Source organism: Marinilabilia sp., from assembly GCF_016278715.1.
In the GTDB taxonomy this organism is placed as follows: domain Bacteria; phylum Bacteroidota; class Bacteroidia; order Bacteroidales; family Marinilabiliaceae; genus Marinilabilia.
In genome coordinates, this window is record NZ_JADQBH010000012.1 from 1 (window position 1) to 13679 (window position 13679).

A 13679-nucleotide genomic window follows, 5' to 3' on the forward strand; every position below is an offset into this window, starting at 1 on the left:
ATGAAAAAGAAGAATGGCTTCCTCTGTTTTTCTTGTTGTCCACGAATGTCACAATTTTTCCCCGGGCCTACTGTCTGAAAACCGTGTCATTCGTGGACAAGAAAAATAATGGTAACGCAATTAATACAATCTATCGAAATAGCTCCAAGTCAATCGATTCTCCCATCTTTACATATCCTTCCTCATTAGGGTGAAGGAAGTCTCCGTCATGAAGGTCAGACTTTATTGTAAGGGTGTCTTCAGGGTTGCGCATAGTTTTGTCGAAATCAATCACTGCATCGAATCGACCACTGTTGCGAATCCAGTCGTTGACGGTATTTCTGGCTGGCTGACGATAATCTTCATGGTAGAATGATTTGTCGAAGGGAAGGATGGTTGCCCCATAGACCAAAATCCCGTTTTCATGGGCCCGCTCAATCATCTGGTCATAGGCGGCAATAAGGTTTTCAGCGACTTTGGCAGCAGCAGCACTGTCGGGTGTTTGCCCAAGGTCGTTGATTCCTTCCAGTATGATGAGCCATTTCACACCACTTTGACTGATTACGTCTCTTTCGAACCGATCGATGGCTGCTGGTCCCAGGCACTGACTCAACACACAGTTGCCGCCAATACCCTGATTAAGCACTGCAACCTGAGCGGTTTCAGGATTCTTCAACAATCTTTCGGAGAGAATATCCGGCCATCGGTTTTGTTTGTTGGTTCCAGAACCACGGCCATCGGTGATAGAATTGCCCAAAATGGCAATGGCTCCAGCATTTTCGGGCGCTTTCACTTCTATGTTATTGATGACGTACCAATGGTCGGTTTTTATTGCTTCTTCGAATGAGGGATCAGACAGATGGTTGCCTGAAAGAATGTAAGAGGTGGTTCGTGAGCCGGGATGACCGGTCACATCAGGTGACGTTTCACCAAAGTGTATGGTGATGGCAAGATCCATCCGCGGCCGCAGCGCAAATTCGATAGGATCTGAAACTACTGCCTCACCCGCATTCATGGTTATTTCATCCTCGTTGTTAAATTTCAGAATTTTAGTGGTTTCCGGGTCAATAGTACTGCCTCCTTCAGAGACGGCAATTTGAACCGACTTCATGGTTACCGGTCTGGTGCTGAATTTGTTGGAGAATTTCATTCTTAGTTCGTCACCTCCGATAGATACTCTTACAATTTGGCGTATGGTATTATTGGTGAGGCCCGGTTCGGGCGGCATGTTGTGAGGTTCAACGAGTTGTGGTGCAGTCACCCAGGAACCAACCCATTTTTCGGCGGAATCTTCCGTGGTGCATCCTCCGGCAAGAATGGCAATAAACAACAGACTCGTCAGACTGTAAATTGAAAAGGTTTTGCGGATTGTTGTGTGATTCCATGTTGCTTTTGGGCTATTATTTTTCTCAAAACTCATAATAAAGTGGATTGATGTTATAAAAAAAGTTCAAGTTATAAAATTGAGAAAAATTTAGGGGCCGGAACACTTCAAAAATCTTAAAATGGTGGAAATTTTAGTTTTCTTCGTCCAGAAAACGTTTTGTGAGTCCTTTGTAGGCATCAATTCGCCTGTCACGGAAGAATGGCCAGATGCGACGAACCTCTTCTGAGCGTTTAAGGTCTATATTCACCACCAGGTTGGCCTCTTCATCGGAGGGAGCTTGAATTAATGTTTCGCCTTGTGGTCCGGCTGCAAAACTGTTACCCCAAAACAGGATGCCTCCCGTTGCGTTGGATGGGTCGGGTTCATGTCCCACCCTGTTGACAGATACTACCGGAAGTCCGTTGGCAACGGCATGGCCTCGCTGCGAGATGTTCCAGGCATCTTTTTGACGCGTCTGTTCCTCCGGAGTATCCGTTGATTCCCAACCAATGGCTGTTGGGTAAATGAGTATGTCGGCACCTCGCATGGCCATCAGGCGAGCAGCTTCCGGATACCACTGGTCCCAGCAAACCAGTACCCCAAGACGTCCCACACTGGTATTGATAGGTTCAAAACCCATATCTCCCGGAGTGAAATAGAACTTTTCGTAATAGGCCGGGTCGTCTGGAATATGCATTTTTCGGTACTTCCCGGCTATACTTCCGTCTTTTTCCAGTACAACCGCAGTGTTGTGATAAAGTCCTGCAGTACGTTTCTCAAAAAGGGAGGTTACAATGACCACACCCAACTCTTTGGCCAACTGTCCAAAGCGTTCGGTGCTGGGGCCGGGAATCGATTCAGCCAGGTCGAAAAGGTCGGTCTCTTCGGTTTGGCAAAAATAGAGACTGTTGTGAAGTTCCTGTAAAACAATGAGCTGTGCTCCTTTAGCGGCCACTTTACGGATGTTCTCTTCCAGCCGTAAAGTATTTTTCTGATTATTGCCGGTATTGCTTTGTTGTATGAGTCCTGTGGTAACCATGTCGAATTTTTTGTTGTTATTGTTTGTTTTATTATGAGGTGAACTATTTGTCAACTCCTCAACCCTAAACTCACAACCCTAAGCTTAGCGTCCCTTCCGGCAGTTGCATGGTCACACAATGCAGCGAACCGTTTTGTTTAATTAGCGGACGGCAATCGATACCAATAATTTGCCTTTCCGGGAAAGCTTTTGCCAATATGTTAATTGCCTCCTCATCTTTGGAACTGTTGTAAAACGGAACCAGAACTGCCTTGTTTAGAATTAAGAAATTGGCATAAGTGGCAGGAAGGCGGTGCTCGCCATCATAAATTGCATCTGCCATCGGCAATGGAACGAGGTTGTACCGATTTTTTTCTGAGGTTTTAAAACTCCGGAGTTGTTCTTCCATTTTTTTCAAAGCAGGGAAGTGTTCATCTTTGGCATTAGCACACTTAACATAAGCAATTGTGTCAGCATTGCAAAAACGGGCCAATGTGTCCACATGGCTGTCAGTATCATCACCCGAAAGATATCCGTAATCCAGCCAAAGAACCCTTTTTGCTCCAAATGAGCGTTTTAATTCGGTTTCGATATTCTCTTTCGACATTGATCCGTTCCGGTTTGGGGACATCAGACATTCTGTAGTTGTAAGAAGGGTTCCTTCTCCATCCGATTCGATGCTTCCTCCCTCCAGAACAAAACTGAGATGGTTTTCCCGGGCTACTTCAGAATTAAATATACCTTTTTCAAAAAGCCTGGTGGTAATGAGGTTGTCCCTGTCAGCAGAAAATTTCAGCCCCCATCCGTTGAATTTATAATCAAGTCCAATTAATGCATTGTTCTGTTTCACAAAGAGTGGTCCAAAATCCCGGGCCCAGGTATCATTGGTCAAATATTCGACGAAGTGGATTTGCTTTTTATTACCGAATTGTTCTTGAGGAAGCGTTTCATTTTCAGGAATCAGAACAATTACCTTTTCGAAAGCTGCAATGGCGTTTATGATTTGAATGAAGCAGGATTGTGCCTCATCAAGCATATCTGCCCAATCGGTATTGATGTGTGGCCAGGCTAATAATACTCCATCCTGGTTGGCCCATTCTGCAGGGAATTGTCTGTTTGTCATATTGTTATGTCTCAAAAGAAAGTCCGGTGAATCATCATTTCACCGGACTTCAAAAATGCAAAAAAAATATCACTACTGACTGCAAAAAAATATTTTTAAGATTGGTTTGCTTCCGAACCTCCAACTTCTATCTTCCAATCTTTAAAAATATAATTTTTCAGTCGAATTTACCGTTTATTAAAATTTGTAATTAATTCCGAATCCAAACAATTGCTTGAATTGTATGCGTGGCCCGTGTTCCACACCTTCTGCGTCCACAAAATTAATGTCGTGGTCGTAAAGCAGGGTAGTGCCCAAATGGGCCGAAAGAAAACTATTTACTCTAAAGTCGAATTTAGTTTCCCATTCCACATCAATTCTCTCGGGATGGTTTGTCCAGTTGGAGAAAAGGTCCAGTCTGGTATTGAAATCTACGTTTTGCAGTAGATTTTCCTTTTTGTAGATACTCTTTACCGAAGCACCAAATTCAGACCTTAGATTCTCGCCTGGGTCCACCCCATAAGCTCCCTGATTTGATAACTGATCATCGTTAACAATGGTCATTTTACTGGTAAGCGGGGAGAGGTACATTGAAAAGTTTTGGTTGGGTTTGTAATCCATACCCAGGGAAAGCAGAAGGTATGCCGGCGACATAAACTTTGAGGTCATGATGGTATTCTCCGGTGGATCTTTATAGCCCAGGTCCATTTGGGTTTTAAAATCAGCCAGAGCAGTATAATACCACCTTTCCGAAGCCTGAATTCCGTATTTTGATACTATTTGGATGCGGTCTTCGGTTTTTACCAGGTTTTCATCACCTTGCTGAGTGAGGCCATAACCTATGTCCAATGTATTTTCCCAGGCACGTTTGTCTTTTTTGAAATTCAAAAACGCGTTGAAAAGGAATGTTCCGGAAACGGAATTTTTTCCACCGCCGGCCCAGTTACTCAGCGATACCTGCGAAAAATTGAATGCACTGTTTCCTCCGGCTGTCCAGTGTTTTACGGTATCTGCCTCTTCCTGAGCAAAGACCATGGCCGGGAAAAACATTAAGATGATTAGAATTTTGGATCTAATATTCATGAAAACTATTTTTTGTATTTACAATCGTTCGAAATAAAACCTAATCGATGATACGGTATGACTTGTTTTTGCCTGAGTTGTTGGAAGAGGCTGTTTTTCCGCAGTGCCGAAAAACAACCTCTCCTCAAAATAATTCAGTAAACCTTGTCATAGCGAATCTCAAACAACCGGGAAAACAATCCCGAATTGTGAATCGGTCACATATATATGGTTAAGATTCAGACTGCTGCTTTGGTTGATATAAGTGTACATCGGTTTGTGGGAATGGAATGGATATTCCCTGACGGTCAAATTCTTTCTTCACGGTCTCCTGCATATCAAAGAAAATATCCCAGTAATCTCCGGCATTGGCCCAAACACGTGTAACCAAATCGACTGAACTGTCGCCCAAATTAATGACACCTACAAAGGGAGCTGGGTCTTTAAGAATACGCTCATCTTTTTCAATAACTCCCATAATCACTTGTTTGGCTTTGTCAATATCGTCATTGTAACCAATGCCAAAAGTAAAGTCAACCCGGCGAAGCGGCTCGGTGGAGTAGTTTACGGTACTATTGTTGGATACCGGGCCGTTGGGCAAAATAATGGTTTTTTTATCAGGCGTATTCAATATGGTATGGAAAATCTGGATTTCTTTAACAGTTCCCGAATGACCTTCAGAAGTAATGTAATCGCCAATTTTAAAGGGTTTGAAAATGAGGATCATAACTCCTCCTGCAAAGTTTTGAAGCGTTCCGCTGAGCGCCATTCCTATTGCCAGACCCGCAGCTGCCAGAATTGCAATGAAAGAGGTCATCTCTACGCCAAGCATGGTGACAACGCTGATTACCAACATGAGTTTTAATACAATCCCTGTCAGGCTGATAAGAAATGATTGTAAGCTGGCATCAAACTTACGTGCTTCGAACATTTTTCGCATGCCTTTTACTATTTTCCCTATAATCCAAAGGCCAATGATCAGGGTAATGATGGCAAGCAATAATTGGCCGCCATATTTAATTAGCAACTCCAGGATTTGTTCAGGATTACTGAACCACTCTTTAAATTTTTCCATGTTTTTTTTTGAGTTTAGTGATAATTGTTATTTTATTAAAAGTAAAGTCATTCAATACTTTATTTAACTATTGCAAGTATTTGATTAAAAGTCATTTGGAGTTGGTCAGGGGTGTCTTTCAACTGTATGGTAATAAAAGTTTTGCGCCTTTGAGTTTTTGCGTTTAGGCTTTTTCTTTACGGATTATTGGTCATTGTTATTAATTCCCGGTTTATAAAGCATCAAGTTTAATTGGATTATGTGGTTTAACCCAATCTTGTATTTGTGATTAGGTCTCTGTTTTCACACCATTGTATTTCTACCCCTGTAAAATTACCCCTTTTAGTTTTCAAATTCAATATCAATTAAGGTTTTTGTTGGGATTATGTTCAGATAGTTTCTCGATTCTATAAAAAATCGAAGTTAATATGACTATAATATAGCGATACGGTAAGAATGAGTAACAAAAAAACCCATACTGAAATTGCTACCCGGGTGGTGTTTCTGGCCTTTCCTTCTTTTCCCCAGTGAGAGGGTTTAATGCCCTGTATTACAAAAGTAAGAACACCTGATAGGTTTATACAAATAATATTTATGAACAATAAAAACAAAGCTCCTGCTGCCAGTTGCCATTGTCCTGCTCCAAGGAGCATTCCCATAACGACTAAAGGAGGGAGTAATGCGACGGCTACCATAACACCTACCAATGCTGAAGCAACCCCCGTGGTAAAGGCTAGTGCGCCGGCAATGCCTGAAGCCAGCGAAAGGCCAATGTCGCCCAGGTTGGGTTCGGTTCGGCTGGCAATTTGATGGGCGGTGGGATCTATCTCCAAAATCAGCCCGATAAATATGGCAAAAACCAATGAAATTCCAATTCCGGTAATGGTAACCCGTAAGGCATTTTTTGCCAGATGAAAATCGGCCAGTGTAGTAGCCAGAGAAAGAGCTACGTTGGGACCCAGGAGTGGGGCTATAACCATGGAACCGATGATGATGGCCTCACTGTTGCGCAATATGCCGGTTGCAGCTACTACAGTTGAAGCCAGCATCAGCACCGCAAATACCCAGGATAGTCTTGTGGAATCTACCAGGTCGTGATAAAGTTCTTCCCGGCTGATGCGTCCTTTTCCCTCCTTATTCGCCTGCTCTTTTGCTGTTCCACGTTCTCTCTCTACATCCGGATCGTCGGGACGTGGAATGGTGGCTTCAACCGGATAAAGCACAATCCGGAATGTCCCGGTGTTCGAAAAATGATGTTCCAATTTGGTTATGAGGTGTTCACTATCGTCAACTTCCAGTAAAATGGAGAGCTTGTACCGATTTTCGTCGATCACCTGATCCCAGCTCTCTATTCTTGATTCACCCCTAATGACGCTGTATAGTTCCTCTTTCCTGTTTGAAGGAATCACTACCTGCAATAGCCTGAGTGCCATGGTGTTTTTTTTCAATACTAAGGAATTTAGTTTGATTTTTCAATATAGTATATGGCACAAATAGGAAAAATTGATGGTCGATGGGTACAAATATTTCATTATTGAGGAAAAAAGTTTGGACTCCGTTTAACAATTATTTAGAGTTCACAAAAAATATAATTCTTCAAAAAATGAGTTGTGTGTTTTAAAATGATGAAAAGATAGTGTAATATTTAAAAACAAGTAAGTCAGGAATATAGAAAATTTTTGATGAGTTTTTGATGAGTTAAAAAATGTATAAAGATGAGTTTTTTATGAGTTGAAAAATTAGGTTTGGTTAACACTTGGGCTTACGTTTGCATCATGTTTTACTAAAATTCACAAATCAGTTTTGTTATGAGAAAAACATTAGGAATTTTGTTTTTATTGATGTGGACAACCCTGTTGTTCGCACAGGATGTTACCGTTACAGGTAAGGTGACGTCTGCAGAAGATGGCGGCCCGATCCCGGGAGTTAGCGTCGTACAAAAAGGAACCACAAACGGTACCATTACCGATGTGGATGGAAATTATTCCTTGACAACTACGGAAGGATCAACATTGGTCTTTTCTTTTATTGGTATGGAAACTGTTGAAGTGGTCGCCGACCAATCAACAATTAATGTATCCATGGAGGAGGTTATCACCGACCTTGACGAGGTAGTTGTTGTGGGTTATGGCGTTCAAAAAAAGAGTGTGGTTACTGCTGCTATCAGTAGTGTTAGTGCTGAGGATCTGGAATCTTCAAAACCCTCTCGTATAGAGGATGTTCTTAAGGGTAAGGTTTCAGGTGTACAGATCACCCAGAGTTCTGGTCAACCTGGTTCTGACTCCAAGGTACGTATTCGTGGTATTGGGACTATTAACAACAGTGAGCCGCTTTATATTGTGGACGGTATGGCTGTAGGTGGAGGTATCAGTTATCTGAACCCTGCAGATATTGAATCGGTAGAGGTGCTTAAGGATGCTGCTTCTGCTGCAGTTTATGGTGCCCGTGCAGCCAACGGTGTAATTCTGGTGACTACTAAATCCGGTAAAAGGGGTGATGCAACCATCAGTTATGATGTTTCGTACGGGTGGCAAAATCCATGGAAGAAAAAATCTGTTTTGGATGCACAGGAGTATATGGTGATTATGAATGAGTCATTGTTGAATGATGGAAATTCCCCAAGGTATACACAGGAAGAGGTTTCTGCGTTTAATGATATTTCTGGTACTGACTGGCAGGATGAAACCTTCAATTACGATGCCCCGGTTCAGAGCCACCAGGTAAGCATTAGCGGAGGAAATGATCAGGCGAGCTATTTTGTATCATTTGGCTATTTTAACCAGGAAGGTATTGTAGGTGGTAACTACGATCGTTCAAATTATGAGCGTTACAGTATTCGTACCAATAATACCTACAACGTTTTTAACGCAGACCGTTTTTTTCTTAATAATTTAAAAGTCGGCGTTAATGCTGGTTATTCAAGAGTTCTGTCAAAGGGTATCGAAACCAACTCTGAGTATGGGTCTGTTTTGGGTAGTGCATTGGCTTTCAATCCTCTTGTGCCTGTATATGCAGAAGATCCTGACCAGGTTTTGGCTGATCATCCTACTGCAGTAAAAGATGATCAGGGAAACGTATTTTCAATTCCTCCTTCTGGTTTTCAGGAAATTGCTAACCCAGTTGCCATGTTAAATGCTCCCACGGGAAGCGATAATAATGAAGATAAGTTTGTCTCTTCATTTTGGGCTGAACTGGATGTGGTCGAAGGTTTGAAATTTAAATCAAGCTACGGTGTTGACCTTGCTTTTTGGGGCGGAGATGGCTATGAATTTGAACATTTTCTTGCTACTCAAGGTAAAGATTTGAGCCAAAGTCACGTTTATTCCAATATGCACCGGGGCTTTACCTGGCAGTTGGAAAATACACTGACTTATACAAAAAGTTTTAATGATGTGCACAACTTTACAGTTCTTCTTGGGCAGTCGGCACAAAAATATACAGTGCGTCACCTTTACGGTGATGACTACGATTTGCTGGAAAACGATCCCGATAAGGCTGTCATTGATTATGCTATTGCTGACCGTGATTTGGAACGTGTAGCCGGAGGTACTGACGGATTTACTTTTGAATCACTGGCCTCATATTTCGGACGTATTGATTATAACTTCGCTGAGAAGTATATGCTACAAGCGACAGTTCGTCGTGATGGTTCTTCACACTTTGGGCCTGAAAATAAATGGGCAATTTTCCCATCTGTTTCTGTTGGTTGGAATGTAACAAACGAAGGATTTTTGGATTCACGTCCCGATTGGTTCAATTATTTGAAGCTTCGTGCCAGCTGGGGTATGAATGGAAACCAAAGTATTGGTAACTTTGCCTATACCAGTTTAATGAATGGCGGACAAAATTACTATTTTGGTGAAGGAGAAGCCTTGAATATGCATTATGGTACCAGTCCAGCCCGGATTCCTAATCCTCAAATAAAATGGGAGGAATCTGAACAGATTGATATTGGTTTTGATGCTCGATTTTTTAACAGCGCCTTTACGTTGGGATTTGACTATTTCAAGAAGCAAACCAATGGAATGCTAAAAGATCAACCCATTCCCGGATATGTTGGAAAAGAAGCTCCTATTGCCAACGCAGGTGATATGGAGAATAGTGGTTTCGAAATTGAAACTTCATATAAAGGAAACATTAGCGAGTTTAAATATAACGTTTCTCTCAATGCTTCATATTTGAAAAACGAATTGATAGACCTTGGTAATGAGTCTGGAGAAGAGATTCTGCAAAGTGCTGGTGCCGGTGGTCTGGGAAGCTTTGTTAAAGCCCAAAACGGTGATTTATTCCCCTATTTCTATGGTTTTGAAGTGGACGGGATTGCTCAGAATGAAGCTGAAGCGCAGGCATACAATCAAGCCTACGGAGAGAGTGCTCAACCCGGCGATGTTATGTTTAGGGATATTGCAGGGGCTACAGATGAAAATGGCAATACGATTCCAGACGGAAAAATAACTGAAGCGGATAAAACTAAAATTGGAAAAGGTATGCCCGATTGGACTTTTGGTCTGAATATTGGTGCAGAGTGGAGAAATTTCGATGTTAGCATGTTTTTTCAGGGCTCTTATGGAAATGATATTTTTGACTTTTCTCAAAGAGGTGATATTCCTGCAATGAACCGTCCAAGCTGGATTCTTGACCGTTGGGTTGGTGAAGGAACTTCAAATTGGATTCCCCGTGTAACAAACGAAAATCCCAATTCCAACTGGCGCTCATCTGAACTATATATTAAGGATGGTTCTTTCGTACGTCTTAAAAACATTCAGCTGGGTTATTCGCTGCCAAAAAGCATTCTTCAAAGTGCTGCCATTCAGCGTTTGCGTGTGTTTGTTTCAGCCGAAAATTTGTTGACAATTACAGGTTATGACGGGTTTGACCCTGAGATCGCTTCGGGAGATTATACTACTATTGGTATTGACCGTGGTATCTATCCTCAGGCACGTACGATCTCTGTTGGTGCAAACATTACTTTTTAATCCCTAAAATCTGAATTAATTATGATAAAATATATTAAAACAATAGCTTTTGCTGCACTTATAGGAATCACTTCTTGTAGTGATGATTTCCTGACTGCAGACCCAACAGCCTCCCAGGAGGCTGGCGGACCAGCTACAGAAGGAGCCATCAGATCAAACGTGGCTGCCGCTTATCAATTATTGTTGTTCGACAGTTATGCTGATAACAACTACAATAGTATTGTCTTGATGTCTGATCTGCGTTCCGACGACATTTTTAAAGGTGGTGGCGATGCAGGTGACCAGGGGCAATTGTATAGATTGTCGCAGTTTGATGCTTCTCCTGACGAGTTACCCGGTGGATTATGGACCATCTATTATAATGGACTGAGCCGTTCAAATAATGCTATTTCAGCCTGCGAAAATGCAGTAGATGTTGATCCCGCTACCTTGGATCGGCTTAATGCAGAAGCTCACTTCTTGCGTGCTTATTATGTACATTGGCTTTGGAAGTTTTGGGGTAATATCCCATATTTTGAAGAGGAACTTCCTGAACCTTATCTGGCGCCTCAATATACTGCTGACGAGATATATGCCCAGATCATTGAGGACGTTAATTTTGCCATTGCAGACGATAAGCTTCCAATGACTTATTCTGGACAAGATGCCAACTCTTCCGACTATGGACATGTTACCAAGGCTGCTGCCATGATGCTAAAAGCTCGTGTTGTGATGTATCAGAAAGATGAAAGTAAATATGCTGAAGTGCTTGCTGATATGGCTACTATTATTAATAGCGGTGCCTTTGAACTGGTGAATGATTTTGCAGAAATCTGGCCAACTGAAGGTGAGTTTAATTCTGAATCTATTTTTGAAGTTGTGCATCTTGATGGAGAGTATGATGGCAAAACATGGGACAGTGGCTGGCACGGTTACGGTACCAACCTTCCTGCCTTTATTTCACCCAATGCTCTTCCTGAAGAATCTGAAGATTTACTTAGTGGAAAGGATGTCTATAAAGGAGGCTGGGGATTTGGTCCCGTTCGTCCTGATGTTGTAGAAATATATGAAGATGGAGATGAGCGTTTGGCTGCTTCCATTAATGAGTTTGAGGAAGGAAGTTATACTGCCCGTTTTCAGAATACCGGTTATTTTATGGCTAAATATGCAGCTAGGGTAGATTACAATGAACCTCCGGGAGATGTTGATTTGAATTATGAGAATAACCTTAGGATTTTCCGTTATGCTGAAACACTGCTTAATGCTGCAGAATTGATGGGAATTCATGGGGTGCCGGCAACAGACGGATTAACCGCTCAGTGGTGTCTTGACCAAATTCGCATAAGGGCAAATATGGGATCAATCCCTGCCAATGCTGAAAATATCAAGCTGGAGCGTCGTCGTGAATTCGTTGGTGAAGGAATGCGCTTTTGGGATGTTGTTCGCTGGGGCGATACACAGGTGCTTAATGATAATCTACCTGAGTATTCTTCGGAAAGAACCTGGGAGCCTTCTGAGAAGTATCTTCCTATTCCCCAATCTGAGATTAATCGTACTTTGGGAACAGAATATCCGTTGGAGCAAAATCCTTATTAGATATTGTTTCTGAATGTATTAATGAATATCAGATTTAACGAATTAAAATTATTGTAATGAAAAACATATTTAAATTTGGATTATTAGCATTGATGGTGCCTCTGTTGGTAACATCCTGCGAACCACAGGAGTTTGATGACTATGATCTGGGAGCTGTGCCCCAGTCAGAGCAATTGAGTTTCTCGGTCAGTCCAAAGGCTGATCAACCAAATGTGATAACGTTTACCAATAGTTCTGACCGTCCTGGTATTGCTACCTGGGAATTTGGTAACGGAGCAACTGGTAAAGGACAATCGGCTAGCAGTGAGTATCCCTTTGCCGGTTCGTATGATGTTACCATGACATTAGTGACTGATGGTGGTTTTACTACCACGACTAAAACAATCGAAGTTGCTGAAGACGATTTGTCATTGCTTCAAAATCCTCTTTATACAGCACTTACAGGTGGTGCCGACAATGCTGAAGGAAAAACATGGGTGTTTGACCAGTATCATGCTGGACATTTCGGCATCGGCCCCGCAGATCAATTTTCTGCCAGCTGGTGGGAAGCTGCTCCTATGGATAAAGACGAAACTTCACTTTACACTCAGAAGTTTACTTTTAAACAGGTAGGGGTAGAACTGATTTGGGAAAACAATGGTTTTATTTATACCAACCAACCCGGTGTTGATGCTCTGGCATCAAAAGGTTATACCAATGCCTCAGCCACTCCTGACGGTGACTTTGACGTTGAGTATGCTCCGAATGAAAGTTATAACTTCAGTTTGGTTACGTCCGATTCAACACTTATTTTAAGTGACGGAGCATTCATTGGTTTTTACACAGGAGGATCTCAATACAAGATTTTGTCCATTTCAGAAAATGTAATGTATTTGAGAGCTCAGAGTGTTGTTGAGCCAGGTAATGCATGGTATTTTCGATTAATTCCTGAAGAGTTGAATGTGGAGCCAGAAGAACCTGAATTGCCTCTTGAGGCTAATCCTCTGAGCGAAGATTTTGAAAGTGAAATCTCATCGGTAGTCTTTGCAACTGAAGCTATGGGTGACCGCACCAATGCACACTATCAGAATCCTGCTCCTTTTAATGGAAACACCTCAGACTATGTGTATCTTTACGAGAAGAAAGCCGGTGAGTTTTATTCTAATATTTCTTATGTGGCTGGAGATTACAAATTTGATCTCTCTACTCAGAATAAGATCTCATTGCAGGTTTTTATTCCTTCTTACAACGATTATACCACTGAAAATAACGTTGCAGGAGAGTGGATTGCCAATAATCAGTTGCAGGCTTCTATCGCAGTAAAACTTCAAAACAATGATTTGGGTGGAAGTGCCTGGGAGACTCAAACTGAAATATTGGAAACAGGACTCGAAACCGGAAAATGGATTGAGCTGACTTTTGATTTCAGTAGCGTTGCGGAACGTGAGGATTACAATAAGATTGTCATCCAGTTTGGTACTGAAGGACACGATGGTGGAGGAATCTTCTTCTTCGATGATTTTGAGTTTCATGAATAAGAAGGTTCTATAGTTTCTTACACAATAATA

9 protein-coding genes are annotated in these 13679 nt (G+C 41.9%); 3 read left to right on the forward strand and 6 right to left on the reverse strand.

The features are described from left to right. Positions 1–130: 130 nt before the first annotated feature. The 6 genes from QZZ43_RS00695 to QZZ43_RS00720 form a co-directional block, all read right to left on the reverse strand. Positions 131–1399 (reverse strand): SGNH/GDSL hydrolase family protein, encoded by a 1269-nt coding sequence (locus tag QZZ43_RS00695; RefSeq protein ID WP_291854984.1) that lies wholly within the window; start codon positions 1397–1399, stop codon positions 131–133. Between the two features lie 97 nt (positions 1400–1496). Beyond that, positions 1497–2384: a carbon-nitrogen hydrolase gene (locus QZZ43_RS00700; RefSeq protein WP_291854988.1), complete on the reverse strand. Its 888-nt coding sequence runs from the start codon at positions 2382–2384 to the stop codon at positions 1497–1499. Positions 2385–2454: 70 nt separating this feature from the next. Next, a complete protein-coding gene (locus QZZ43_RS00705; protein ID WP_291854990.1) occupies positions 2455–3486 on the reverse strand; it encodes an agmatine deiminase family protein in 1032 nt (343 codons plus the stop codon). 177 nt (positions 3487–3663) lie between these two features. Continuing rightward, a complete protein-coding gene (locus QZZ43_RS00710) occupies positions 3664–4548 on the reverse strand; it encodes a DUF3078 domain-containing protein (RefSeq protein WP_291854993.1) in 885 nt (294 codons plus the stop codon). Between the two features lie 211 nt (positions 4549–4759). After that, the gene (locus QZZ43_RS00715; RefSeq protein WP_291854996.1) at positions 4760–5602 is read right to left on the reverse strand and encodes a mechanosensitive ion channel domain-containing protein; all 843 of its coding nucleotides are present in this window, start codon (positions 5600–5602) and stop codon (positions 4760–4762) included. 386 nt (positions 5603–5988) lie between these two features. After that, positions 5989–7014, reverse strand: coding sequence for a TIGR00341 family protein (locus QZZ43_RS00720; protein WP_291854999.1), 1026 nt, complete (start codon positions 7012–7014; stop codon positions 5989–5991). 375 nt (positions 7015–7389) lie between these two features. On the opposite strand from QZZ43_RS00720, the gene QZZ43_RS00725 reads away from it, so the two are divergent. Genes QZZ43_RS00725 through QZZ43_RS00735 form a run of 3 tightly spaced genes read left to right on the forward strand, consistent with a single transcriptional unit; the run spans position 7390 to position 13649 of the window. Beyond that, positions 7390–10557 carry a TonB-dependent receptor gene (locus QZZ43_RS00725; protein WP_291855001.1) on the forward strand — a complete coding sequence of 1056 codons (3168 nt, stop codon included), beginning with the start codon at positions 7390–7392 and terminating at the stop codon, positions 10555–10557. A 21-nt stretch (positions 10558–10578) separates the two neighbouring features. Continuing rightward, a complete protein-coding gene (locus QZZ43_RS00730; RefSeq protein ID WP_291855004.1) occupies positions 10579–12132 on the forward strand; it encodes a RagB/SusD family nutrient uptake outer membrane protein in 1554 nt (517 codons plus the stop codon). A 56-nt stretch (positions 12133–12188) separates the two neighbouring features. Continuing rightward, a complete protein-coding gene (locus QZZ43_RS00735; RefSeq protein WP_291855007.1) occupies positions 12189–13649 on the forward strand; it encodes a PKD domain-containing protein in 1461 nt (486 codons plus the stop codon). The last annotated feature ends 30 nt before the right edge of the window (positions 13650–13679 follow it).